The sequence below is a fragment of the Pseudomonas coleopterorum genome, assembly GCF_900105555.1.
In the GTDB taxonomy this organism is placed as follows: domain Bacteria; phylum Pseudomonadota; class Gammaproteobacteria; order Pseudomonadales; family Pseudomonadaceae; genus Aquipseudomonas; species Aquipseudomonas coleopterorum.
This window is the reverse complement of sequence record NZ_FNTZ01000001.1, coordinates 834,847-858,189: the sequence shown is the minus strand read 5'-3', so window position 1 is coordinate 858,189 and position 23,343 is coordinate 834,847. Positions and strand designations below refer to the sequence as shown.

The window sequence follows — 23,343 nt, the reverse complement described above, 5'->3', positions numbered from 1 at the left end:
CACCATGTCCATGCTCAAAGACCCGTCGCAGAAGTACCGCGCGTTCCCGACTATCGACCTCCCCGATCGCACCTGGCCGTCGAAGTCCATCACCGCCGCGCCCATCTGGTGCAGCTCCGACCTGCGCGACGGCAACCAGTCACTGATCGAACCCATGGATGCGGTCAAGAAACTGCGCTTCTGGAAAACCCTGGTCGCCGTGGGCGTGAAGGAAATCGAAGCCTCCTTCCCTTCCGCGTCGCAGACCGATTTTGATTTCGTGCGCACCTTGATCGAAGAGGGCCATATCCCGGACGACACGACCATTCAGGTCCTGACCCAGGCCCGTGAAGACCTCATCGCGCGCACCTTCGAATCGCTCAAGGGCGCCAAGAAAGCCATCGTTCACCTGTACAACGCCACTTCGCCGTCCTTCCGCAAGATCGTCTTCAACCAGGACAAACAAGGCGTCAAGGACATCGCGGTGAATGCCGCCAAGCTGTTCGTCAAATACGCAGCGCAGCAGCCGGAAACCCAGTGGACCTTTCAATATTCGCCGGAGACGTTCAGCGCCACCGAGCTCGAGTTCGCCAAGGAAGTCTGCGATGCGGTGATCGAAGTGTGGAACCCCACGCCGCAGAACAAGGTGATCCTCAACCTGCCGGCGACCGTGGAAGTGTCCACCCCGAACATCTATGCCGATCAGATCGAATGGTTCGGCCGTCACATCACCCGTCGCGACAGCGTGCTGCTCAGCCTGCACACCCACAACGACCGTGGCACCGGCGTGGCCGCCACCGAACTGGGCCTGATGGCCGGTGCAGATCGCGTGGAAGGCTGCCTGTTCGGCAACGGCGAGCGGACCGGTAACGTCGATCTGGTGACTCTTGGCTTGAACCTGTACACCCAGGGCGTCGATCCCGAGCTGGACTTCTCCGACATCGACGGCATCCGCAAGGTGGTCGAGGAATGCAACCAGTTGCCGGTGCATCCGCGTCATCCGTACGTGGGTGATCTGGTCCATACCGCATTTTCCGGCTCGCACCAGGACGCCATTCGCAAGGGTTTCACCCAGCAGAAGGAAGGCACGGTGTGGGAAGTGCCCTACCTGCCGATCGACCCGGCCGACATCGGTCGCAGCTACGAAGCAGTCATCCGCGTCAACAGCCAGTCGGGCAAGGGTGGCATCACCTACCTGCTCGAACAGGAATACGGCATCAGCCTGCCGCGTCGCATGCAGATCGAGTTCAGCCAGGTAGTACAGGGCGAGACCGACCGCCTGGGCCTTGAAATGACCGCTCAGCAGATCTATGCGCTGTTGCGCAAGGAGTACCTGCAGGCCAACACGCCCTATGCGTTGATCAGCCATCGGTTGCAGGAAGAGAACGGCAACAGTGCGGTTGACGTGGAAGTGCACAGCGACGGTGAAACCCAGCACTGGCGCGGCAAGGGCAACGGCGCCCTGGAAGCGCTCGTCGCCTCCATGCCGGTCGCGGTCGAGATCATGGACTACAACGAACACGCCATTGGCGCTGGCACCAACGCCAAGGCCGCTGCCTATATCGAGCTGCGTGTGGCCGGTGGACGTCCGGTGCATGGCGTAGGCGTGGATGAAAACATCACCACCGCCAGCTTCAAGGCGCTGTTCAGCGCACTGAATCGCTCGCTGAGCCAGCAGGAAGCGAAAGCTGCCTGATACGGGTAGCCGCGCAAGAACCGGCCCATCAGGGCCGGTTTTTTTATGCCTGCGCTACCTCGCAGGAGCGGTCATTGTCCGCAAAAAACACACCGCGGTGTGTCAGGCATGAGCGTTCCTAGCGCAACTCGTATTCGTCAGCGTCCAGGTGGGCCGGGAACTTGCTGCGATAGGCGTGCAGGGCCTGGGCATCGAGGCTGGCATGAAACACGCCGTCGGCCTCACCCGCGCACAACAGGGTCTCGCCCTGAAAGTCCAATAACTGGCTGTCACCCGTGTAGGCAAAGCCCTTGCCGTCGGTGCCCACCCGATTCACCGCCGCCACGTAGCAGAGGTTCTCGATCGCACGGGCCGGCAGCAGGCGGTTCCAGTGCATGCGTCGAGCGCCCGGCCAGTTGGCCGTGTACAACAGCAGGTCGGTACCCTCGCCATCTCGGCTCCATACCGGAAAACGCAGGTCGTAACAGATCAACGGACGCACGCGCCAGCCCTTCACGGCGAACACGGCTTGCCGCTCGCCGGGGCTGTAGTGTTCGTGCTCCCCCGCCATGCGAAACAGATGACGCTTGTCGTAGTGCAGCATCCGCCCATCCGGGCAGGCCCACAGCAGGCGATTGCGGTGGCTGCCATCGGCAGCCTGGACGATCACGCTGCCGGTGACCACCGCATCGAGCTTGTTGGCCCACGCCAGCAGCCAGTCGTGGGTTACTCCATTCTCGGGCTCGCACAGGCTTTCGGACTCCATCGAAAAGCCAGTGGTGAACATCTCGGGCAAGACCACCAGATCGGCGCCCTGGGCTTGTTCCAGCAAGGTATCGAAGTGTTCGAGATTGGCCTCGCGGTCGTGCCAGGCCAGCTGGGTCTGGATCAGCGCGATTCTTAGTTCAGGGGCCTGCTCGGCCAGGGTTGCTTCCGTCAGATTCGGCATAGTTTGTGGGCTGCCTCGCGCAGCGTCTCCTCACGTTTGGCGAAACACAAGCGAACCAGGCGTTGGTCCGCAACCGGCGTGCGATAGAACACCGAAACCGGAATGCTGGCCACCCCATGCTCACGCGTCAGCCACTGTGCCATGTCGACGTCGTTGAGGTCGGGGCGGATCGCCGAATAGTCGACCAGTTGAAAATAGGTGCCGGGCGTGGGCACAAACGTGAACCGCGAATCGGTCAGCAGATCGCAGAGCAGATCGCGCTTGCCCTGATAGAACCCAGGCAACGCATCCACGTGGTCGGGGTGTTCAGCCATGTACTCGGCCAAGGCATGCTGCAAGGGCGTGACGCCACAGAAACTGACGTACTGGTGCACCTTGCGCAGCTCCCCCATCAGCGCGGGCGGTGCGATGACGTAGCCGGTTTTCCAGCCGGTGACGTGATAGGTCTTGCCGAACGAGCTGACCACGAACGCCCGCTCGTATAGCCGCTCGCAGGCCAGCACGCTGGCATGGGCGACGCCATCGAATACCAGGTGCTCGTAGACCTCGTCGCTGAGGATGTAGATGTCGCGGTCGGCGATCAAGGTCGCCAGGCGGTCGAGTTCGGCGGCAGTGATCAAGGCCCCGCTTGGGTTGTGTGGCGAGTTGATCACGATCATTCGGGTACGCGCGTTGATCGCTTGGCCCAGTTGCTGCCAGTCGATGCTGAAATTCGCAGCATTCAGTTGCACGTGCACGCACGTCCCGCCCGCCAGTTCGACCGCAGGCTCGTAGCTGTCGTAGCACGGATCGAACACGATCACTTCATCGCCGTGGCGAATGGTGGCCTGAATCGCGCAGAAAATCGCCTGGGTGGCGCCGGGGGTGATGGTGATTTCGCTTTCGGCATCCACACGACGCCCGTACAAGCGCTCGACCTTGACCGCAACCTGTTGGCGCAGGGCGGGCAGACCGGTCATGGGCGAGTATTGGTTATGCCCGGCCAGCACATGGCGCCCGACGGCTTCGAGCAAGGCAGGCGGACCGTCGAAATCAGGAAAGCCCTGAGACAGGTTCAAAGCGCCGGTTTGTGCGGCGAGCTGGGACATGGTGGTGAAGATGGTGGTGCCGACATTCGGCAGCTTGCTGCTGATCATGGGCCGCTCCCTGGGAAAACGTTCCCCAGTGTAGCAGGCAGACCGCATGCACCGCCGACGCGGCTTGCGCCGCTGCTACAGGGATTGCGGGGGGCCTGATGGAACGCATGCACCGCTGATACGGGTTACACATTCCCCTGTAGCAGCGGCGCGAGCCGCGTCCAGCACCACCGCGGTCTGTCAGCGCTTGTCGCGGCGCTTTTTGTCGGCTTTCTTGTGGTGCGACATCAGGCGACGCTTCTTGTTGACCTGGCGGTCGGTGAGCGTGTTCTTGTTGCCTTCGTACGGGTTCTCGCCACCCTTGAACTCGATACGGATCGGCGTACCGACCAGCTTAAGCACGCGGCGATACGTGTTTTCCAGATAGCGCACGTACGACTTCGGTACCTTCTCCACCTGATTGCCGTGGATCACGATCAACGGCGGGTTGGCACCACCCAGGTGAGCGTAGCGCAGCTTGATCCGGCGGCTGTTGACCATCGGCGGCTGGTGCTCCTGCACCGCGTCCTCAAGGATCTGGGTCAGGCGGCTGGTCGGCCAGCGGGTGATCGCCGACTTGAACGATGCCTGCACCGAAGCATACAAGTTGCCCACGCCGGTGCCATGCAGCGCCGAAATGAAGTGGATGTCGGCGAAGTCGACGAAGAACAACCGCCGCTCCAGCTCGACCTTCACATAGTCGCGCTCGCTGGGCTGCATGCCGTCCCACTTGTTCAGCGCGATGACGATGGCGCGCCCGGTTTCCAGGGCGAAGCCCAGCAGGTTCAGGTCATGGTCGACCACGCCTTCGCGTGCATCCATGACGAAGATCACCACGTTGGCGTCCTTGATCGCCTGCAGCGTCTTGACCACCGAGAATTTTTCCACTTCCTCGTGGATCTTGCCGCGCTTGCGCACACCGGCCGTGTCGATCAGCGTGTACTTCTCTTCGTTGCGTTCGAAGGGAATGTAGATGCTGTCGCGAGTCGTACCTGGCTGGTCATAGACGATCACCCGGTCTTCGCCGAGCATGCGATTGACCAGCGTCGACTTGCCGACGTTGGGTCGACCGATGATGGCGATCTTGATGCCGTCCTTCTCGCTCGGGCCCGGAATGCGCACGGCTTCCTCGCCCTCGGCCACCTCGGCGTTGAGGTCGACTTCTTCCTCGTCGCGCGGGAACTCGCTCAAGGCGGCTTCGAGCAGCGCGTTGACACCGCGGCCCTGGGCACCGGCCACGGGGATGGCGTCGCCCATGCCCAGTGGGGCGAATTCGGCCTTGGCCATCTCGGGGTCGACGTTGTCGACCTTGTTGGCGACCAAAAGCGAGCGCTTGTTACGCTTGCGCAGGTGCTCGGCAATCATCTGGTCGGCGGCGGTGAAACCCGCGCGCGCATCGACCAGGAACATCACGACATCGGCTTCTTCGATGGCCAGCAGCGACTGCTCGGCCATCTTCTCGTCCATGCCGTGTTCGTCACCGGAAATACCACCGGTGTCGACCAGAATGTAGGAACGCCCTTGCCAGCGCGCCTCACCGTATTGGCGATCACGGGTAAGACCAGACAGGTCGCCGACGATGGCGTCACGGCTTTTGGTCAGGCGGTTGAACATGGTGGATTTACCGACGTTGGGTCGGCCCACCAGGGCGATTACGGGAACCATGCGGCTCTCCACTGCGTTGATTCAGAAAATACAAAGGCCGCTGCAGGCAGCGGCCGGAGTTCGAGGCGCTTCAAACGAAGCGGCTTCCAGGCACCCGTGGGTGTCTGGAAGCATAGTCAATCACTGCTTGACGGTCAGGGCTTCCAGCTTGCCACTGTTGCCGTAAATATAAAGCATGTCGCCAACGACCAGCGGGCGAGCCCGTACACCGTCACTGTCGACCCGAGTACGGCTGACGAAACGACCGTCGACCTGACTCAGCAGGTGGACGTAACCTTCCAGGTCGCCCACCGCGATGTAGCTGGAAAACACTTCGGGAGCCGACAGCTGGCGACGCGCCAGTTGGTCGTTGCTCCACAGGGCGGTAGTGGAACGCTCGTCGACGCCCTCCACGGTGCCCGAGGCCAGGCTGGTGTAGACGTTGCCGAAGCCCTGCGCGACACCTGCGTAGCTGGAAGCATCGCGCTGCCACAGCACACGCCCGCTTTCCAGGTCCAGGCCGGCCATGCGGCCCTGGTAGGTGGTCACATACAGCGTGCCGCCGGACAACAGCAGGCCGCCGTCAATGTCGACCACGCGATCCAGTTCGGAACGCCCCTGAGGCACGGCGACCCGAGCTTCCCAGACCGGCACGCCGTTGGAGATGTCCAGAGCCACGACCTTGCCAGTCGACAGACCGGCGATCGCCAGCTGGTTGGTCACCAGAGGGGCGCCCGTACCGCGCAGGGTCAACACCGCTGGAGTGCTGTCGTAGATCCAGCGCTGATCACCAGTGCTGGCATCCAGACCGATCAGGCGATCGTCCTGGGTCTGCACCACCACGACGTTGCCGTTGTTGGCCGGTGGTGCCAGCACTTCGCTGTTCACGCGTTTCTTCCAGCGTTGCTCACCGGTGTCGGCGTCGAGTGCGATCACGTCGCCGCGCAAGGTGCCCAGGGTCACCAGGCCGTAGCTCACGCCCACGGCACCGGAAACCGGCTGGTCCAGGTCTTTCTTCCACAGCACGTCGCCGGTCATGCGGTTCATCGCGACCACTTCGCCGTTCACATCGGCGGCGTAGATGCGATCGTTCTCGATCGCCGGCACGAGCATGTTGTAGGTCTTGCCCTGGCCGTCGCCGATACCGCGGCTCCAGACCTTCTGCAAGGACACTTCTTCCTTGAAGTCGGTGAGCTCGGCCGGGGGCAGTTCCTTCTTGCTGTTGCTGCTGCAACCCACGGCCATCAAGGCCAGGGCCAGCAATGCTGCATGTTTCCAACGGATCACGTCACGCATCCCCTTTGGCCAGGTCGTCGAGCTTGATTTGAAGGCCACCCACCGCCGCTTCATCGGACAGCGCAGCCTTGGCTTTTTGATAGGCGGCATAGGCGTCGTCGCTGCGGCCCAGTTGCACCAGCAGGTCACCCTTGAGTTCTTCGCGGGCTGCCAGGAACGCCTTGTCGGCATCGCCGTCGAGCAGCTTCAAGGCGTCTTCGGCCTTGTTCTGCGCGGCCATGACCTGCGCCAGGCGCTGACGTGCCACTTCGCCCAGGGTGGTGTCGACCGGCTTGTCGACCACCGTCTTGAGTTCGGCGGCGGCATCATCGAGCTTGCCGGCATCGACGGCGGCCTTGGCCAGGAACAGGCTGGCGTACTGCGCATAGGCAGTGCCGCCGAACTCGTTCTTGAGCTTGCCGGCCAGGTCTGCCACCTGGGCGGTATCGGGCTTGCCGGTCGGGGTCAGGCTGGCTTCCAGCAACTGCTGGTACAGGTTGGAAGCGCTCTGCGACTGGTTGCTCTGATAGCGGGTCCAGGCTTGCCAGCCGAACACGACCACCAGGGCCAGCAGGCCACCGGTGACCAGGGGCTTGCCGTTACGCTGCCACCAGTCCTTGAGTTCGCCCATTTGTTCGTCTTCGGTACTCGACACCCCAATGCTCCTATTCGCGCAAATGCTTGATGCTTGCTTGATTCAGCCCTGCACAACGCAGGTCGCCAGATGGTCGGCCAACGCCGACCAGGCAATGTTCTGTTGTTCGCCCTGGCCGCGCAGGGGTTTGAAACCTACCACTTGTTGGGCCAGTTCGTCGTCCCCCAGGATCAAGGCGTACAAGGCACCGCTCTTGTCGGCCTTCTTGAACTGGCTCTTGAAACTGCCGGCACCGGCGTTGACCATCAGGCGCAGGCCCGGCACCTGGTCGCGCAGCCGCTCGGCCAGGGTCAGACCTGCCAACTCGGCCTGTTCGCCGAAAGCGCAGAGGTAGACGTCGACCTGCCGGGCAATGGATTCGGGCACCTGCTCCAGGGTTTCGAGCAATAGGATCAGACGTTCGATGCCCATGGCAAAACCCACGCCCGGCGTCGGCTTGCCACCCATCTGCTCGACCAGGCCATCATAGCGGCCGCCGGCACAGACGGTGCCCTGAGCGCCCAGCTTGTCGGTGACCCACTCGAAAACGGTCTTGCTGTAGTAGTCCAGGCCCCGCACCAGCTTGGGGTTGATCACGTAGGGAATGCCGGCGGCATCCAGACGCGCCTTCAAGCCCTCGAAATGCACGCGCGACTCTTCGTCGAGATAATCGGCCAGCTTCGGCGCGTTGACCAAAACCGCCTGGGTTTCCGGGTGCTTGGTATCGAGCACGCGCAACGGGTTGGTCTTCAGGCGGCGCTGGCTGTCTTCGTCGATCTGGTCCAGGTGCGCGGTGAGAAATTCCACCAACGCCTCGCGGTAGCGACCGCGGGCTTCGCTGGTGCCCAGGCTGTTGAGTTCCAGGGTGACCGCGTCGCGAATGCCCAGCAGTTTCCACAGGCGCCAGGTCAGCACGATCAGCTCGGCGTCGATATCCGGACCGTCGAGATTGAACACTTCCAGGCCGATCTGGTGGAACTGGCGATAGCGCCCCTTCTGCGGCCGTTCATGGCGAAACATCGGGCCCATGTACCAGAGCTTCTGCACCTGGCCACCACCGCTCAGGCCATGTTCGAGCACCGCGCGGACACAGGCTGCTGTACCTTCGGGGCGCAGCGTGAGGGAATCACCGTTGCGATCCTCGAAGGTGTACATCTCCTTTTCGACGATATCGGTGACTTCGCCGATGGAGCGCTTGAACAGGTCGGTGAACTCGACGATGGGCATGCGGATCTGGCGGTAGCCGTAACCGTCCAGCAAACCGGCCACAGTGCCTTCGAAGTAACGCCACAGCGGCGTCTGCTCCGGCAGGATGTCGTTCATGCCACGAATGGCTTGCAGAGTCTTGCTCACAAAATATCCTTAAAAATCCCTGTTAGCCGCGAACGATCAACGCCGCATCGGCTTCGACCTTTTCCGCAGCCTTCTGCCGGATCAGCTTCTCGAGCTCATCCACCAGGTTGTCATTGGTCAGTTTCTGCGACGGCTTGCCGTCGATGTAGATCAGGTTCGGCGTGCCGCCGGTGAGGCCGACATGGGCCTCCTTGGCTTCGCCCGGACCGTTGACCACACAACCGATGACCGCGACGTCCAGCGGCACCAGCAGGTCTTCGAGACGGCCTTCGAGCTCGTTCATGGTCTTGACCACGTCGAAGTTCTGTCGCGAGCAGCTGGGGCAGGCAATGAAGTTGATGCCGCGCGAACGCAGGCGCAACGACTTGAGAATGTCGTAGCCGACCTTGACCTCTTCCACCGGATCGGCCGCCAGCGAGATGCGGATGGTGTCGCCGATGCCGTCGGCCAGCAGCATGCCCAGGCCGACCGCCGACTTGACCGTACCCGAACGCAGGCCTCCGGCTTCGGTGATCCCCAGGTGCAGCGGCTGGATGATCTGCTTGGCCAGCAGACGATAGGCGTCGACGGCCATGAACACGTCGGAAGCCTTGACGCTGACCTTGAAGTCGTGGAAATCCAGACGCACCAGATGCTCGACGTGACGCAGCGCGGACTCGACCAGTGCTTCCGGGGTCGGTTCGCCGTACTTCTTCTGCAGGTCCTTTTCCAGGGAGCCTGCGTTGACGCCGATGCGGATCGGGATGCCACGATCGCGCGCGGCATCGACCACGGCGCGCACGCGGTCTTCGCGACCGATGTTGCCGGGGTTGATACGCAGGCAGTCCACACCCAGCTCGGCCACGCGCAGGGCAATCTTGTAGTCGAAGTGGATGTCGGCCACCAGCGGCACGCTGACGCGCTGCTTGATGCGCCCGAAGGCTTCGGCGGCGTCCATGTCGGGCACGGACACGCGCACGATGTCGACGCCGGCATCGACCAGGCGCTGGATCTGCCCGACAGTGGCATCGACATCATTGGTGTCGGTGTTGGTCATGCTCTGCACGGCGATGGGCGCATCGCCCCCCACCGGTACCGAGCCGACCCATATTTTGCGCGATTCGCGGCGCTTGATCGGAGATTCACCGTGCATGTTATTGCCCCAGCTTCATGCGAGCAGTATTGCCCTTGGTAAAGGGTGCGACATCCACCGCTTGACCGTTGTAAGTCACCTGGGCGGCATTGGCCACGCCCAGGCGTATGGAAAGCGGCGGCTTGCCGCTCACCTGAAGATTGTCACCACTGCGTTTGAGGCCGCTGTACAAGACTTTGCCGGTAGCATCGGTGACCTGGGTCCAGCAGTCGGCGACGAAGTTCATGCCGACCTGGCCCTGCCCGGCCACGGGCGTCTCGACTGGCGCAGGCGCGGCAGGTGTTGTCGCTGAATTGGGTACAGGTGCGGGAACAGGCGTGGCAACGGTTGCAGGCGTCTGCGCAACGGTCGCAGATGACTGGGTAGTCGTGGTCGCCGGTGTGCCGGTAGTGGCCGGGTCAACCGGGGTTTGGCCCTGTCCCAGGCTCAACGAGGTGGGCTCGCCTTCGCGCGCAGCCACCACGGCCTGGTCTTCAGGCTCGTCCAATGGATGAATCTGGGTCGTGCCGTCGGCGCTTTCGACTTCGACGTGCTCCAGCGCAACGTTGGTCGGATCGGTGCCACGGGTGGTGGTCTTGTCCTGCCACCAGAGGAAGCCGCCGCCCACCAGGGCCAGCACCAGCATCAGGCTGACGATACGCAGCAGGTTGTGGGCCAGGCGCGAAGGTTCTTCGATGCGGCCCAGGCCATGCACGTTGCTGCCCTGCGCGTTGGTGCCGGTGTACTGATCGAACGCCTGCACCAGCACGGCCTGATCCAGGCCAAGCAATTTGGCATAGGCGCGAATGTAGCCACGGGAAAAAGTGTGGCCCGGCAGCTTGTCGAACGCGCCCGCTTCCAGGTTGGCCAAAGAGGCCGGGGTGAGGTTCAGCCGCGCGGCCACCTCGGGCAACGACCACGCTTTGCCTTCACGGGCCTGACGCAAGGTATCGCCGGGGTTTACACGAGAGCCTGCTGCTACTTCGGGATGCGCCGCTTTCATCTTTGCTCCGACAGGTATTGCTGATATTCCGGCGTACCGGGATAAAGCCGTTTGAGTTGCAGGCCATAACTGGCGGCCTTGTTCTTGTCTTCGTAGACTTTCGCCAGACGCGTGCCGAGCAGCAGGCTGCGCGCGGTTTGCTCGCTCAACTGGGTGAACCGGTCGAAATACTCCTTGGCCGGCACATACTGCATGTCCTGGTACGACATTTCAGCCATTTCCAGCAGCGCCCGCGGCTGCTGGCGATTGAGCCGCAGCGCTTTCTCCAGGTTCTGCCGTGCCACCTCACGCTGGCCCAGGGCCGCCGCTGTCATGCCAAGGTTTTCGAAGACCCGCGATCGCTCTGGATAGAGCGTGTCGGCGGCGGCCTTCTCGAACAGTTCGTAGGCTTCCTTGTAGCGTTTCTGTTCATACAGGAAGCTGCCGTAGTTGTTCAGGATACGGGCATCGCTGCGTGCGTTCAAAGCCTTGCGAAAGTGCTGTTCGGCAAGCTCGGGTTCCATTTCCGCCTGGAACACCAAGGCCAGTGCCGCATTGGCGTCGGCGTCGGAACCGTTGAGCTCCAGGGCCTTCTTCAAGGGAATCTTGGCCCGCTCGGTACTGCCTTCCTGCAGGTATCCCAGACCCAGTTGCACGTAGGCCTGACGCGCCTCGTCCCGACCCTTGCTGGTGTCCATCGGATTGACCTTGCCCGTGGTGACGCAGCCGGTCAGCAAGGCGAAGACGATCAGCAGCGCGGCGCGCAGGGTCATGGAGTTCCTCTCGTTCAGTTCCGATTCGCGGCAGTTTGCGGCATATCGGCCTCAGCGCCTAATTGGCGTACGGCGATGTAGCGCTCACTGCGACGCGTGCGGTCCATGACCTGCCCCACCAACTGACCACAGGCGGCGTCGATATCCTCGCCACGAGTGGTGCGCACGGTCACGTTGAAGCCGGCCTGGTGCAGGTGATCCTGGAAACGACGGATGGCGTTGTTGCTCGGCCGCTCGTAACCGGAATGAGGGAACGGGTTGAACGGAATCAGGTTGATCTTGCACGGCACGTTCTTGAGCAGCTCGACCATTTCGATGGCATGGTCGAGCTGATCGTTGACGTCCTTGAGCAAGGTGTACTCGATGGTCAGCACACGCTTTTCGCCCAATTGCGACATGTAGCGCTGGCACGACTCGAGCAGCATCTTGAGCGGGTACTTCTTGTTGATCGGTACCAGCTGGTTGCGCAGTGCGTCGTTGGGCGCATGCAGCGACAGGGCCAGGGACACGTCGATGTGATCGGCGAGCACGTCGATCATCGGGACGACACCCGAGGTCGACAGGGTGACCCGGCGTTTGGAGATGCCATAGCCCAGGTCATCCATCATCAGGCGCATGGCCGCGATGACGTTGTCGAAGTTCAGCAGCGGCTCGCCCATGCCCATCATCACCACGTTGGTGATGGCACGGTCGACGGTCGCCGGGACGCTGCCGAAGGATTTGTTGGCAATCCACACCTGGCCGATGACTTCGGCGGCGGTGAGGTTGCTGTTGAAGCCTTGTTTGCCGGTGGAGCAGAAACTGCAATCCAGGGCACAGCCCGCCTGGGACGAAACACACAAGGTGCCGCGCTTGCCCTGGGGGATGTAGACGGTCTCGACGCAGCTGCCGGACGCCACGCGCACCACCCATTTGCGGGTGCCGTCGGTGGAGATGTCCTCGCTGACCACTTCGGGGCCGCGGATCTCGGCACAGGCCTTGAGCTTTTCGCGCAGGGCCTTGCCGACGTTGGTCATGGCATCGAAATCGTCCACGCCAAAATGGTGAATCCACTTCATGACCTGACCGGCACGAAAGCGCTTCTCCCCGATCGAGTCGAAGAACTGTTCCATTTCCGGTTGAGTCAGCCCCAACAGGTTCGTCTTGCCAGTCATATCAGTCATGGATTCACCTTCACTCGTGAGCCGTAGCTTAGCGAGTGGTTACTTCGGTAGTAGCGAAGAAGTATGCGATTTCGCGAGCAGCAGCGGCTTCGGAGTCCGAACCGTGAACGGCGTTGGCGTCGATCGACTCGGCGAAGTCGGCGCGGATGGTACCGGCAGCGGCTTCTTTAGGGTTGGTGGCACCCATCAGCTCGCGGTTCAGGGCGATGGCGTTTTCGCCTTCCAGAACCTGAACGACAACCGGGCCGGAAGTCATGAAGGCAACCAGTTCACCGAAGAAGCCACGAGCGCTGTGCTCGGCGTAGAAGCCTTCGGCCTCGGCCTTGGACAGTTGCTTGAGTTTCGAGGCAACGACGCGCAGACCGGCTTTTTCGAAACGAGTGGTGATCTCGCCGATGACGTTCTTGGCGACAGCGTCGGGCTTGATGATGGAGAAAGTACGTTGAACAGCCATGTGAAACTCCAGAAACGGTGATTGAAGCGAAAAATTAAACCCGCGAATTATACGCGGGTTCCGGGGTATTGCCTAACCTGCAAATCGATCAGTCTTTTTCGGCGGCCCAGAGGGTCTGCACCGCTTCGAGCACCTTCTCGCCGACGCGACCGGAGGTGTCATCGAAATCCGGCAGCGCCTTGATCATCTGCTGCAGGCGGGTGAAGCCGATCGAATACGGATCCAGATCCGGGTGCTGCTCTTCCAGCTCCTCGGCGATGCGCTGTACATCATTCCAACCATAGCTCATGACAATCCCTCGGTCAGTGCGGCGCTTCGGCGGCGTGATTGAGCGAGTACTTGGGAATCTCGACGGTGATGTCCTCGGTGCCGACCTTGGCCTGGCAGCTCAGACGCGACGTGGCTTCCAGCCCCCAGGCGCGGTCAAGGAAGTCTTCTTCCAGCTCGTCGGCCTCTTCCAGGGAGTTGAAGCCGGCGCGGATCACGCAGTGGCAGGTGGTGCAGGCGCAGACGCCGCCGCAGGCACTCTCGATCTCGATGTGATGATCGTGGGCGACGTCGAGCAGCGACCTGCCGGTTTCAGCCTCGACCACCATACCGTCCGGGCAATGCTCGGCGTGGGGCAGAAATGTCACCTTCGGCATCAGTTATTCCTCAATTTCATTCAGGTTGCGCCCTGACAGGGCGTCTTTCACGGCATTGTTCATGCGACGCGCGGCGAACGCATCGGTCACCTGCGACAGCAGCTTGGTCTGCTGTTCGATGGCCGGACCGTCATTGCCTTTGACCAGCGCGCGCAACTCGTCCATCTGCAAGCCGATCACCATGCGCTCCTCGTCGTCGAGCAGGCGCTCGCCGTCGGCGTCCAGCGCGGCCTGTACGGCCTCGATCAGACGCTCACCGTCGACCTGGTGTTCACGCAACTGGCGAGCGACCTTGTCATCGCCGGCGTACTGGAAGGAATCGGTGAGCATCCGGGCGATCTCGCCGTCGGTCAGACCGTAGGACGGCTTGACCTGAATGCTCGCCTCGACGCCCGAACCCAGCTCGCGGGCGGACACACTGAGCAGACCATCGGCGTCGACCTGGAAGGTGACGCGGATCTTCGCCGCACCAGCCACCATGGCAGGAATACCGCGCAGTTCGAAACGGGCCAGGGACCGGCAGTCGCTGATCAGCTCGCGCTCACCCTGCAGCACATGCACCAGCAAGGCCGACTGGCCGTCTTTATAAGTGGTGAAATCCTGGGCACGGGCGACGGGAATGGTGGTGTTGCGCGGAATCACCTTCTCCATCAGCCCGCCCATGGTTTCCAGCCCCAGGGACAGTGGAATGACATCGAGCAGCAACAGTTCGCCGCCGTCACGCTTGTTGCCGGCCAGCGTATCGGCCTGGATGGCGGCACCGATAGCCACGACCTGATCCGGGTCGATGTCGGTCAGGGGCTGACGCCCGAACAGCTCGCCCACCGCTTCACGCACACGCGGAACGCGAGTGGAACCGCCGACCATGACCACGGCGAGAATCTCGTCGATCTCGATGTTCGCGTCACGCACGGCGCGTCGGCACGCCTTGAGGCTGCGCGCGACCATGGGTTCGATCAGGGCCTGGAAGGCATCGCGGGTGAGTTCCGCGCTCCAGCTACCGTAGGTGATGGTGGTGCTGTGCGTCTGGCTCAACGCTTCCTTGGCAGCGCAGGCCGCCTGGAGCAATTGGCGCTGCGCACCAGGATCGAGGTTGGCGGATACACCGGCCTGCTCGACGATCCAGCCGGCGATGGCATGGTCGAAATCATCGCCGCCCAGCGCGCTGTCGCCGCCGGTGGCCAGCACTTCGAACACACCGCCGGTGAGGCGCAGGATGGAAATGTCGAACGTCCCGCCGCCCAGGTCGTAGATCGCCACCAGCCCTTCGGCGTGTTGATCCAGGCCATAGGCCACAGCCGCGGCGGTGGGCTCGTTGAGCAGGCGCAAGACGTTCAGACCGGCCAGACGCGCAGCGTCCTTGGTGGCCTGGCGCTGGGCATCGTCGAAATAGGCAGGCACGGTGATCACCGCCCCCACCAGCTCGCCACCCAGGGTGTCTTCGGCACGCTGACGCAGGGCCTTGAGGATGTCGGCGGACACCTCCACCGGACTCTTCGGGCCTTGCGCGGTTTCGATGAACGGCATGTGCGACTCGCCACCGACGAAGCGGTAGGGCAATTGCTCGCCCAGTTGCTTGACGTCGGTCAGGCCGCGGCCCATCAGGCGCTTGACCGAGAGCACGGTGTTGAGCGGATCGCTGGCAGCGGCGGCCTTGGCAGCCGCTCCCACTTCGATGCGGTCGGCATGATAGCGCACAGCAGACGGCAGAATGACCTGCCCGTCTGCGTCCGCCAGGGGTTCGGAGAGACCGCTGCGCAGCGCAGCGACCAGCGAATTGGTAGTGCCCAGGTCGATCCCCACGGCCAGACGACGCTGGTGTGGTTGAGGACTCTGGCCAGGTTCGGCGATCTGCAGTAGGGCCATGCTTATCAGGTCAGGAATTCAGGCGTGCGGCCGTAGCGACACTGGGTTAATCGTCGAGGCGCTCTTCGAGCTGGCGCACTTCATAGGAAAGCTTGTCGAGGAACTGCATGCGCCGCATCAGGCGTTCGGCCTGTTCGCGTTGCGCAGCGTCATCCCAACAGGCAGCGAAGCTGTCTTCGAGTTCAGCCTGCGCGGTCTTGACCCGGCGCTTGAACGTTGCCACGCCCGCCAGGTCGGCGCTGTCCTGCAGGTCTTCGAGTTCTTCGCGCCACTGCATCTGCTGCAGAAGAAAGTCCGGATCGTGGACCGTGACTTCCTGCGGTACTTCCTGGCCACTGATGGACAGCAAATAGCGCGCACGCTTGGGCGCCGCCTTCAAGGTCTGGTAGGCGTCGTTCAGGCCTGCAGACTTTTCGAGGGCCTGACGCTGCTCGCGCTCGGAGGCATCGGCAAAGCGATCGGGATGGACCTCGCGGGCCAACTCGCGATAGCGCGTGGCCAGTTGATCGAGGTCCAGACGAAAGCCGGGCTTGAGGTCGAACAGGGCGAAATGACAAGGAGTACCCACGGATGTGCCTCAGATATTGAAGCTTTCGCCGCAGCCACATTCGCCGCGCACGTTGGGGTTGTTGAACTTGAAGCCTTCGTTCAACCCTTCCTTGACGAAATCGAGTTCGGTGCCGTCCAGGTAGACCAGGCTCTTGGGATCGATGATCACCTTGACGCCATGGTTCTCGAAGACCTTGTCTTCGCTACCGGCTTCATCGACGAACTCCAGCACGTAGGCCAGGCCCGAGCAACCGGTGGTGCGTACGCCCAAGCGAATGCCGTCACCCTTGCCACGCCCCTGGAGGGAACGACGAACATGGTTGGCGGCGGCTTCTGTCATGCTGATAGCCATCGTGACTCCTTACCTGCAAACGGTTTCGCGCGAGCGGTCACCCGCACCGCGCTGTATCGAACCTTCGACTGTGTCCAGCTTCGCTCTGACTCAGAGCAGACCTTTCTTCTGCTTGTAGTCGCGCACGGCCGCCTTGATGGCGTCCTCGGCGAGCACCGAGCAGTGGATCTTCACCGGCGGCAACGCCAGTTCTTCGGCCAGCTGGGTATTCTTGATGGTTTCGGCTTCGTCCAGGGTCTTGCCCTTCATCCACTCGGTGGCGAGGGAGCTGGAAGCGATGGCCGAACCGCAGCCGTAGGTCTTGAACTTGGCATCTTCGATGATGCCCTGCTCGTTGACGCGGATCTGCAGACGCATCACATCGCCGCACGCCGGAGCGCCGACCATGCCAGTGCCGACGTCGGCATCTTCGGCGTCCATCTTGCCCACGTTACGTGGGTTTTCGTAGTGGTCGATGACCTTTTCACTGTAAGCCATGGTATTGATCCTTACTGAAACTCATCAGGTAAGCCGCTCTTGTCGGCAGCTACTTAGTGCGCCGCCCACTCGATCTTCGAGATATCGACACCGTCTTTGTACATGTCCCACAGCGGCGACAGAGCGCGCAGCTTGGTGACGGCCTCGCAGACTTTCTGCGCGGCGTAATCGACTTCTTCTTCGGTGGTGAAGCGACCGAAGGTGAAACGGATGGAGCTGTGCGCCAACTCGTCGTTGCGGCCCAGGGCGCGCAGTACATACGAAGGCTCAAGCGAGGCCGAGGTGCACGCCGAACCGGACGACACTGCCAGGTCCTTGAGGGCCATGATCAGCGACTCGCCTTCGACATAGTTGAAGGACAGGTTCAGGTTGTGCGGCACACGGGCCGTCAGGCTGCCGTTGACGTACAGCTCTTCGAGGTTCTCGACCTGCTGGTAGAAGCGATCGCTCAGCGCCTTGATACGCAGGTTTTCGCTGGCCATGGTTTCCTTGGCGATGCGGAAGGCTTCACCCATGCCGACGATCTGGTGCGTGGCCAGGGTGCCCGAACGCATGCCGCGCTCATGACCGCCGCCGTGCATGGCCGCTTCGAGGCGAACACGCGGCTTGCGGCTGACGTACAGCGCGCCGATACCCTTGGGACCATAGGTCTTGTGCGCCGAGAACGACATCAGGTCGACCTTCAGTGCCGACAGGTCGATCTCGACCTTGCCGGTGGACTGGGCCGCATCGACGTGGAACAGCACGCCGCGCGAGCGAGTCAGCTCACCGATGGCAGCGATGTCGTTGATCACGCCGATTTCGTTGTTCACATGGATGACCGAGACCAGGATGGTGTCGTCACGCATGGCCGCTTCGATCATGGCCGGAGTGACCAGACCGTCGGTGCCGGGCTCCAGATAGGTGACGTCGAAACCTTCACGCTCGAGCTGGCGGGTGGTATCCAGGACCGCCTTGTGCTCGATCTTGGTGGTAATGATGTGCTTGCCCTTGGTCTGGTAGAAGTGCGCCACACCCTTGATCGCGAGGTTGTCGGACTCGGTGGCACCGCTGGTCCAGACGATCTCGCGCGGGTCGGCACCGACCAGGTCGGCCACTTGGCGACGGGCGTTCTCGACGGCTTCTTCAGCCTTCCAGCCGAACACGTGCGAACGGGAAGCCGGGTTACCGAAGTTCCCGTCCATCTGCAGGCATTCGATCATCTTCTGTGCAACGCGAGGATCCACTGGCGTGGTCGCGGAGTAATCGAGGTAAATCGGCAACTTCATTGGTATCTCCTATCAGGCGGCTAACCTGGCTTTCTCATTCGACGGCAGACGTTTCGATCTTGTCCAGGCGCTGCATGCGGCCATTGCTGTTGCAACGACGCAGATCCTGGCGCTGAGCGACTTCTTGCACCTCACGACGAGTGACAAGGTCGGACAGACTGATACCGCTCAAAAATTCGTGAATCTGCTGGCTGAGGTCACACCACAGGTGATGGGTCAGGCAGGTGTCACCGGCGTGGCAATCACCCAGCCCCTGGCACTTGGTGGCATCGACCGATTCGTTGACCGCGTCGATGACCTGTGCAACCTGGATGCCTTCCATTTCGCGGGACAGCTGATAACCACCGCCGGGACCACGCACGCTGGACACCAGGTTGCCCCGGCGCAGCTTGGCGAACAGTTGCTCCAGGTAGGACAGGGATATGCCCTGGCGCTCGGAGATGTCGGCCAATGAGACCGGACCACGCTGCGCGTGCAATGCCAGGTCGAGCATGGCAGTGACGGCGTATCGGCCTTTCGTTGTCAGTCGCATGGCTAGTACCACGGGTTCTCGGAATAGGTTCGATCATCCTATTTCCGAGTAAATTTGTCAACTATAAGTCCTACTGAATTACTAGGACTTGGGTGCAAAAACGGCGGCGCAATGGTAGCAGACTAATGATGCCGATTGGGGCCTGTGTGACGGCCCGGATCAAGACTGCGCCTTGCGCTCCGCGCCTTGCACGCATTCGAAGTCTTCGTCGCGCAGGGGCGGCAGGTCCTTGGCGCAGTAGTCACTGCCCAGACGGTTCAGCGCGCCACACATCCCTTCCAGACGCCCGTCCACCGCATGCAGATGATCGAGCAGCTGGCCGATGGCTCGCGCCACCGGGTCGGGCATGTCTTCGCCGCCGACGCCATAGGCATCGAAACCGATCTTCTCGGCCATGGCCTTGCGCCGTGCGTCCAGCTGGTCATCGCTTTTGACGATGATCTTGCCGGGTATCCCGACCACGGTCGCGCCGGGCGGCACTTCCTTGGTCACCACCGCGTTGGAGCCGACCTTGGCCCCGGCACCCACCGTGAACGGCCCGAGCACCTTGGCGCCCGCCCCCACCACCACGCCATCGGCCAGGGTCGGATGGCGCTTGCCCTTGTTCCAGCTGGTGCCGCCCAAGGTCACGCCCTGGTAGATCGTCACGTCGTCACCGATCTCGGCCGTCTCGCCGATCACGATGCCCATGCCGTGGTCGATGAAAAAGCGCCGCCCCACCGTCGCACCGGGATGGATCTCGATGCCCGTCATCCAGCGACCGAAGTTGGACACCACCCGCGCCAGCCACTTCAACTCGCGCTTCCACAAGGCATGGGCGGCTCGATGCAGCCAGATGGCGTGCATGCCCGGGTAGCAGGTCAACACCTCGAACGCATTGCGCGCGGCCGGATCGCGATGAAAAACACTCTGGATATCTTCCCGCAGACGTTCGAACATTTATTGATCCTTGCGCTTATGCGGCTCGCCCCGAGCGACCTTCTGGGTCTCGGTGAGAATGCCGCGCAAAATACTCATTTCCGACTTGTTCACGGCGCTGCGCCCGAACAGGCGGCGCAGGCGAGCCATCAGGTGCCGTGGCTTGTCCGGGTCGAGAAAGGCGATGTCGACCAGGGTGTCCTGCAGATGGCCATAGAAGCGCTCCATTTCGTCGCTGGTGGCCAGCTCCTCGGTCTTGTCCAGCGTTGGCGCCGGACGCTTGCCCGCCAGCCAGGCCATGCGCACTTCATACCCGAGCACTTGCACCGCTGCCGCCAGATTCAACGAACTGAACTCCGGATTGGACGGAATGTGCACATGGAAATGACAGCGCTGCAGCTCATCGTTGGTCAAGCCAGCGTGCTCGCGACCGAACACCAGCGCGATCTCCTTGCCCTGCCCGGCCTCCTCGATGACCTTCTCGCCACACTCCCGGGGATCTACCAGCGGCCACGGCAGGCTGCGGTCGCGGGCACTGGTGCCCAGCACCACGGTGCAGCCCACCAACGCCTCTTCCAGAGTGGCGACCACCTGGGCGTTTTCCAGCACGTCGCTGGCGCCCGATGCGCGGGCGTCGGCTTCGGGCGACGGGAAGTCGCGGGGCTCGACCAGCACCAGCCGCGACAACCCCATGTTTTTCATGGCGCGCGCCGCGCCACCGATGTTGCCGGGATGGCTGGTATTGACCAGGACGACTCGGATGTTATCCAGCACGGCTAGGGCTCTGTGTCGGGGAAAGGGCGGCAAATATTACAGAAGGCCTATAACTAAGGCTATGTCCCTCTTCTTGTCCACGACTTTTCTGCTAGAATGCGCGGCTTTCTTTAACGACCTTAGGTGAAACGTCCATGCAGCCCATGCTGAATATCGCGCTGCGCGCCGCCCGCAGCGCCAGTGAATTGATCTTCCGCTCCATCGAGCGCCTGGATACCATCAAGGTCGACGAGAAAGATGCCAAGGATTACGTGTCCGAAGTCGATCGCGCTGCCGAACAGAAAATCATCGACGCCCTGCGCAAGGCCTACCCGACCCACGGCATCCGTGGCGAAGAGACCGGTTTCCATGCCGGCAGCGGTGAGGGCGAAGACTACCTCTGGATCATCGACCCACTGGACGGCACCACCAACTTCCTGCGCGGCGTACCGCACTTCGCCGTCAGCATCGCGTGCAAGTACCGTGGTCGTCTGGAACACGCCGTCGTGCTCGATCCGGTCCGCCAGGAAGAATTCACCGCCAGCCGTGGCCGTGGCGCCCAGCTCAATGGCCGTCGCCTGCGCGTCAGCGGTCGCACCAGCCTGGACGGCGCCCTGCTGGGCACCGGCTTCCCGTTCCGCGACAACCAGATGGACAACCTGGACAACTACCTGGGCATGTTCCGCAGCCTGGTCGGCCAGACCGCCGGCATTCGCCGCGCCGGCGCCGCCAGCCTGGATCTGGCCTACGTTGCCGCTGGCCGCTTCGATGCGTTCTGGGAGTCGGGCCTGTCGGAATGGGACATGGCCGCAGGCGTCCTGCTGATTCAGGAAGCGGGCGGCCTGGTGAGCGATTTCACCGGCGGTCACAACTTCCTGGAAAACGGCCACATCGTTGCCGGTAACACCAAGTGCTTCAAGGCAGTGCTGACCGCCATCCAGCCGCACCTGCCGGCCTCGCTCAAGCGCTGAGACCTGGCACGACAAGAAAAGCACCCCACGGGGTGCTTTTTTCATGGGCGCAATTCAGCCCCCGCCCAGTCAACCTTCGCAGGCGAAAGCCAGTATTCGCCCCAGCATCTCGTCGCATCCGGCCAGCTGCGCGAGGCTGACGAACTCATCGGGCTTGTGCCCCTGCGCCATGCTCCCGGGCCCGCACACCACGGTGGCGATGCCTGCCTGATCGAACAGCCCGCCTTCGGTACCGAAGGCCACCGTGGAAAACGCCTGCGAACCGCTGAACCGCGCGATCAAGCGGGCGGCCTCGCCGGCATGGCTGACGTCCAGGCCCGGATAGCTCGACAGCTCGCTGAACCGAATTGCACTCTGACCACTGATCGCCTGCATCCCCGGCAGCAGCGTGTGCTCGGCGTAGCGCTGCAGGGCCTGGGTCAACTGTCGCGGGTCTTCGGCAGGCAGCGAGCGCACCTCGAAATCGAAACGGCAATGCTGCGGAACGATGTTGAGCGCGGTACCGCCAGCGATCACTCCCACCTGCACCGTGGAAAACGGCGGATCGAAGCGCTCGTTGCGGGCAGCCGGTGCCTGCAGCGCGTCGCCCAGCCGACCCAGTTCGGCAATCAGCCGCGCGGCGTATTCGATGGCATTGACCCCGCTCGGCGCATGGGCCGAATGGCAGGCCATGCCATGCACCTCGCAGCGCATGGCCAGTTTGCCCTTGTGGCCGAGCACCGGCGCCAGCTCGGTCGGCTCGCCGATCACGCACAACATCGGCTGCACCGGCTTGCCCCGCAGGGCCTCGAGCAGCGAGCGTACGCCCAGGCAACCGACCTCCTCATCGTAGGACAAGGCGATGTGCACCGGCCGACGCAGGGGCGCCTGCACCAGCGCGGGCACCTGTGCCAGTACGCAGGCGATGTAGCCTTTCATGTCTGCCGTGCCGCGGCCGTACAACTTGCCGTCCGCTTCGCTCAACTGGAACGCAGGATACGTCCAGGCCTGGCCGTCCACCGGCACCACGTCGGTATGACCTGACAGGACGATGCCCGGCACATCGGCCGGGCCGATGCTGGCGAACAGATTGGCCTTGCTGCCGTCCTCGTTGTAGATCAGTTCGCTGCTCACGCCGTGCTCGGCCAGGTAGTCGCGAACGAACTCGATCAGGGCAAGGTTGGATTCGCGGCTGGTGGTGTCGAAGGCCACCAAGTTCGCCAGCAGCTCACGGCTGGCGCTCATCGCTCGTCTCCGGGCACGCCATAGCCCGGTGCTACCGCCGGATTCAGGGCACGGTCGATGTAGTCCTGCATCTGCGGTCGATAGGCCTGCCACAATCCCTGCAACTCGCCCAAGGGGTCATGCTCGGCCCAGTCAACGCGCAGATCCACAATGGGCCACGGCAGCTCGCCCACCACCTTCAGCGCCGCCGAATGCACCGGTCCGGCTTCGCCGCCCGCGGCCAGGCCGGCGAGCATGGCGTGCAGCAGACGCTCGGCCAAATGCCCGGAGGCGTTTTCGAACGCCTCGACCACGGCGTCGACCACGGCGGTCGTGGCCAGCATGTTGCCGGCGGCCACGCACTGCTCACCGCTGCGCGCGTGATGAATGCCCAAGGTCTGGCCGCCACTGGCGTGGGCGCTGCGGCCTTGCGCATCGATGGCGATGATCTGGCGATACGCACCGAAGCCGTCGCGGTCCAGCACCTGTTGCAACGCCTGGTCAGGCGACACCTGTTGTTCCAGTTGCGCCAGCGCCTGCGGACCGAGGGCTGGCAGCGTGATGTTCTGCGACGACACCGCGCCCACACCGGCCAAAAGCCACGGGCAGCGGGCGCCTACGGCGATGCTCGACGAGCTGATGGCGATGCCCAACTGGCCGGTTTCGGCGCAGCGCGCTGCGATGGAAAAGGTCATGGCAGAGA

General features: G+C 62.7%; 25 protein-coding genes. 2 read left to right on the top strand and 23 right to left on the bottom strand.

The window, feature by feature from the left end; genetic code table 11:
• Nucleotides 1-4 precede the first annotated feature (4 nt).
• Nucleotides 5-1,675: a 2-isopropylmalate synthase gene (gene leuA, locus BLV18_RS03770; RefSeq protein ID WP_090356444.1), complete on the top strand. Its 1,671-nt coding sequence runs from the start codon at nt 5-7 to the stop codon at nt 1,673-1,675.
• 118 nt (nt 1,676-1,793) lie between these two features.
• On the opposite strand, the gene BLV18_RS03765 is transcribed toward leuA, so the two are convergent.
• The 21 genes from BLV18_RS03765 to trmJ form a co-directional block, all read right to left on the bottom strand.
• Complete coding sequence (locus BLV18_RS03765) at nt 1,794-2,603, bottom strand: amidohydrolase (RefSeq protein WP_090356442.1); 810 nt, start codon at nt 2,601-2,603, stop codon at nt 1,794-1,796.
• Nucleotides 2,591-3,739 (bottom strand): pyridoxal phosphate-dependent aminotransferase, encoded by a 1,149-nt coding sequence (locus BLV18_RS03760; protein ID WP_090356440.1) that lies wholly within the window; start codon nt 3,737-3,739, stop codon nt 2,591-2,593. The genes BLV18_RS03765 and BLV18_RS03760 overlap by 13 nt, the downstream gene beginning before the upstream one ends.
• Before the next feature lie 180 nt (nt 3,740-3,919).
• Entirely contained in the window at nt 3,920-5,383 is a 1,464-nt protein-coding gene (gene der, locus BLV18_RS03755; RefSeq protein WP_049861908.1) for a ribosome biogenesis GTPase Der, read from the bottom strand.
• A gap of 120 nt (nt 5,384-5,503) precedes the next feature.
• On the bottom strand, nt 5,504-6,658 hold the full coding sequence (bamB, locus tag BLV18_RS03750; RefSeq protein ID WP_090356438.1) for an outer membrane protein assembly factor BamB: 1,155 nt from the start codon (nt 6,656-6,658) through the stop codon (nt 5,504-5,506).
• Nucleotides 6,651-7,292, bottom strand: a complete 642-nt coding sequence (locus BLV18_RS03745) for a YfgM family protein (RefSeq protein WP_090356435.1) — start codon at nt 7,290-7,292, stop codon at nt 6,651-6,653. The genes bamB and BLV18_RS03745 overlap by 8 nt, the downstream gene beginning before the upstream one ends.
• Nucleotides 7,293-7,334: 42 nt before the next feature.
• Complete coding sequence (gene hisS / locus BLV18_RS03740; RefSeq protein ID WP_049861905.1) at nt 7,335-8,624, bottom strand: histidine--tRNA ligase; 1,290 nt, start codon at nt 8,622-8,624, stop codon at nt 7,335-7,337.
• A 22-nt stretch (nt 8,625-8,646) separates the two neighbouring features.
• Nucleotides 8,647-9,756: a flavodoxin-dependent (E)-4-hydroxy-3-methylbut-2-enyl-diphosphate synthase gene (ispG, locus tag BLV18_RS03735; protein WP_090356434.1), complete on the bottom strand. Its 1,110-nt coding sequence runs from the start codon at nt 9,754-9,756 to the stop codon at nt 8,647-8,649.
• 1 nt (nt 9,757) lies between these two features.
• Nucleotides 9,758-10,738, bottom strand: coding sequence for a RodZ domain-containing protein (locus BLV18_RS03730; protein ID WP_090356431.1), 981 nt, complete (start codon nt 10,736-10,738; stop codon nt 9,758-9,760).
• Complete coding sequence (pilW, locus tag BLV18_RS03725; protein WP_090356429.1) at nt 10,735-11,490, bottom strand: type IV pilus biogenesis/stability protein PilW; 756 nt, start codon at nt 11,488-11,490, stop codon at nt 10,735-10,737. The genes BLV18_RS03730 and pilW overlap by 4 nt, the downstream gene beginning before the upstream one ends.
• A 14-nt stretch (nt 11,491-11,504) precedes the next feature.
• Nucleotides 11,505-12,653, bottom strand: coding sequence for a dual-specificity RNA methyltransferase RlmN (rlmN, locus tag BLV18_RS03720; protein ID WP_049861901.1), 1,149 nt, complete (start codon nt 12,651-12,653; stop codon nt 11,505-11,507).
• A gap of 28 nt (nt 12,654-12,681) precedes the next feature.
• A complete protein-coding gene (ndk, locus tag BLV18_RS03715; RefSeq protein WP_043186559.1) occupies nt 12,682-13,107 on the bottom strand; it encodes a nucleoside-diphosphate kinase in 426 nt (141 codons plus the stop codon).
• Nucleotides 13,108-13,195: 88 nt separating this feature from the next.
• Entirely contained in the window at nt 13,196-13,396 is a 201-nt protein-coding gene (gene iscX / locus BLV18_RS03710; RefSeq protein ID WP_049861900.1) for a Fe-S cluster assembly protein IscX, read from the bottom strand.
• A 13-nt stretch (nt 13,397-13,409) separates the two neighbouring features.
• Nucleotides 13,410-13,751 carry an ISC system 2Fe-2S type ferredoxin gene (gene fdx / locus BLV18_RS03705; protein ID WP_090356427.1) on the bottom strand — a complete coding sequence of 114 codons (342 nt, stop codon included), beginning with the start codon at nt 13,749-13,751 and terminating at the stop codon, nt 13,410-13,412.
• A 3-nt stretch (nt 13,752-13,754) separates the two neighbouring features.
• Nucleotides 13,755-15,617 (bottom strand): Fe-S protein assembly chaperone HscA, encoded by a 1,863-nt coding sequence (gene hscA / locus BLV18_RS03700; protein WP_090356424.1) that lies wholly within the window; start codon nt 15,615-15,617, stop codon nt 13,755-13,757.
• A gap of 46 nt (nt 15,618-15,663) precedes the next feature.
• Nucleotides 15,664-16,185, bottom strand: coding sequence for a co-chaperone HscB (gene hscB, locus BLV18_RS03695; protein ID WP_056844989.1), 522 nt, complete (start codon nt 16,183-16,185; stop codon nt 15,664-15,666).
• A 9-nt stretch (nt 16,186-16,194) separates the two neighbouring features.
• Nucleotides 16,195-16,518, bottom strand: coding sequence for an iron-sulfur cluster assembly protein IscA (gene iscA / locus BLV18_RS03690; protein WP_049861896.1), 324 nt, complete (start codon nt 16,516-16,518; stop codon nt 16,195-16,197).
• Nucleotides 16,519-16,608: 90 nt separating this feature from the next.
• Complete coding sequence (iscU, locus tag BLV18_RS03685) at nt 16,609-16,995, bottom strand: Fe-S cluster assembly scaffold IscU (protein ID WP_043186545.1); 387 nt, start codon at nt 16,993-16,995, stop codon at nt 16,609-16,611.
• Between the two features lie 53 nt (nt 16,996-17,048).
• Nucleotides 17,049-18,263 (bottom strand): IscS subfamily cysteine desulfurase, encoded by a 1,215-nt coding sequence (locus tag BLV18_RS03680; protein WP_049861895.1) that lies wholly within the window; start codon nt 18,261-18,263, stop codon nt 17,049-17,051.
• A 34-nt stretch (nt 18,264-18,297) separates the two neighbouring features.
• Complete coding sequence (gene iscR, locus BLV18_RS03675; protein ID WP_056844988.1) at nt 18,298-18,795, bottom strand: Fe-S cluster assembly transcriptional regulator IscR; 498 nt, start codon at nt 18,793-18,795, stop codon at nt 18,298-18,300.
• 159 nt (nt 18,796-18,954) lie between these two features.
• Nucleotides 18,955-19,734 carry a serine O-acetyltransferase gene (cysE, locus tag BLV18_RS03670; RefSeq protein ID WP_090356422.1) on the bottom strand — a complete coding sequence of 260 codons (780 nt, stop codon included), beginning with the start codon at nt 19,732-19,734 and terminating at the stop codon, nt 18,955-18,957.
• Nucleotides 19,735-20,487 (bottom strand): tRNA (cytosine(32)/uridine(32)-2'-O)-methyltransferase TrmJ, encoded by a 753-nt coding sequence (gene trmJ, locus BLV18_RS03665; protein ID WP_090356420.1) that lies wholly within the window; start codon nt 20,485-20,487, stop codon nt 19,735-19,737. It lies immediately after the preceding gene.
• 134 nt (nt 20,488-20,621) lie between these two features.
• On the opposite strand from trmJ, the gene suhB reads away from it, so the two are divergent.
• Nucleotides 20,622-21,437 carry a type III secretion system regulator SuhB gene (gene suhB / locus BLV18_RS03660; RefSeq protein ID WP_049861891.1) on the top strand — a complete coding sequence of 272 codons (816 nt, stop codon included), beginning with the start codon at nt 20,622-20,624 and terminating at the stop codon, nt 21,435-21,437.
• A gap of 69 nt (nt 21,438-21,506) precedes the next feature.
• On the opposite strand, the gene argE is transcribed toward suhB, so the two are convergent.
• Both argE and BLV18_RS03650 read right to left on the bottom strand, forming a co-directional pair.
• Nucleotides 21,507-22,661, bottom strand: coding sequence for an acetylornithine deacetylase (argE, locus tag BLV18_RS03655; RefSeq protein WP_090356418.1), 1,155 nt, complete (start codon nt 22,659-22,661; stop codon nt 21,507-21,509).
• The gene (locus tag BLV18_RS03650; RefSeq protein WP_090356415.1) at nt 22,658-23,335 is read right to left on the bottom strand and encodes a DUF1028 domain-containing protein; all 678 of its coding nucleotides are present in this window, start codon (nt 23,333-23,335) and stop codon (nt 22,658-22,660) included. Before BLV18_RS03650 ends, argE begins: the two co-directional genes overlap by 4 nt.
• Nucleotides 23,336-23,343: the final 8 nt, after the last annotated feature.

Coding starts and splice junctions, on each gene's coding strand:
- iscA (WP_049861896.1), bottom strand. CDS start 16,518: ATGGCTATCAGCATGACAGAAGCCGCCGCCAACCATGTTCGTCGTTCC.
- hscA (WP_090356424.1), bottom strand. CDS start 15,617: ATGGCCCTACTGCAGATCGCCGAACCTGGCCAGAGTCCTCAACCACAC.
- BLV18_RS03730 (WP_090356431.1), bottom strand. CDS start 10,738: ATGAAAGCGGCGCATCCCGAAGTAGCAGCAGGCTCTCGTGTAAACCCC.
- BLV18_RS03650 (WP_090356415.1), bottom strand. CDS start 23,335: ATGACCTTTTCCATCGCAGCGCGCTGCGCCGAAACCGGCCAGTTGGGC.
- BLV18_RS03760 (WP_090356440.1), bottom strand. CDS start 3,739: ATGATCAGCAGCAAGCTGCCGAATGTCGGCACCACCATCTTCACCACC.
- iscU (WP_043186545.1), bottom strand. CDS start 16,995: ATGGCTTACAGTGAAAAGGTCATCGACCACTACGAAAACCCACGTAAC.
- cysE (WP_090356422.1), bottom strand. CDS start 19,734: ATGTTCGAACGTCTGCGGGAAGATATCCAGAGTGTTTTTCATCGCGAT.
- iscR (WP_056844988.1), bottom strand. CDS start 18,795: ATGCGACTGACAACGAAAGGCCGATACGCCGTCACTGCCATGCTCGAC.
- bamB (WP_090356438.1), bottom strand. CDS start 6,658: ATGCGTGACGTGATCCGTTGGAAACATGCAGCATTGCTGGCCCTGGCC.
- argE (WP_090356418.1), bottom strand. CDS start 22,661: ATGAGCGCCAGCCGTGAGCTGCTGGCGAACTTGGTGGCCTTCGACACC.
- der (WP_049861908.1), bottom strand. CDS start 5,383: ATGGTTCCCGTAATCGCCCTGGTGGGCCGACCCAACGTCGGTAAATCC.
- ispG (WP_090356434.1), bottom strand. CDS start 9,756: ATGCACGGTGAATCTCCGATCAAGCGCCGCGAATCGCGCAAAATATGG.
- ndk (WP_043186559.1), bottom strand. CDS start 13,107: ATGGCTGTTCAACGTACTTTCTCCATCATCAAGCCCGACGCTGTCGCC.
- leuA (WP_090356444.1), top strand. CDS start 5: ATGTCCATGCTCAAAGACCCGTCGCAGAAGTACCGCGCGTTCCCGACT.
- fdx (WP_090356427.1), bottom strand. CDS start 13,751: ATGCCGAAGGTGACATTTCTGCCCCACGCCGAGCATTGCCCGGACGGT.
- suhB (WP_049861891.1), top strand. CDS start 20,622: ATGCAGCCCATGCTGAATATCGCGCTGCGCGCCGCCCGCAGCGCCAGT.
- BLV18_RS03765 (WP_090356442.1), bottom strand. CDS start 2,603: ATGCCGAATCTGACGGAAGCAACCCTGGCCGAGCAGGCCCCTGAACTA.
- pilW (WP_090356429.1), bottom strand. CDS start 11,490: ATGACCCTGCGCGCCGCGCTGCTGATCGTCTTCGCCTTGCTGACCGGC.
- iscX (WP_049861900.1), bottom strand. CDS start 13,396: ATGAGCTATGGTTGGAATGATGTACAGCGCATCGCCGAGGAGCTGGAA.
- rlmN (WP_049861901.1), bottom strand. CDS start 12,653: ATGACTGATATGACTGGCAAGACGAACCTGTTGGGGCTGACTCAACCG.
- BLV18_RS03680 (WP_049861895.1), bottom strand. CDS start 18,263: ATGAAGTTGCCGATTTACCTCGATTACTCCGCGACCACGCCAGTGGAT.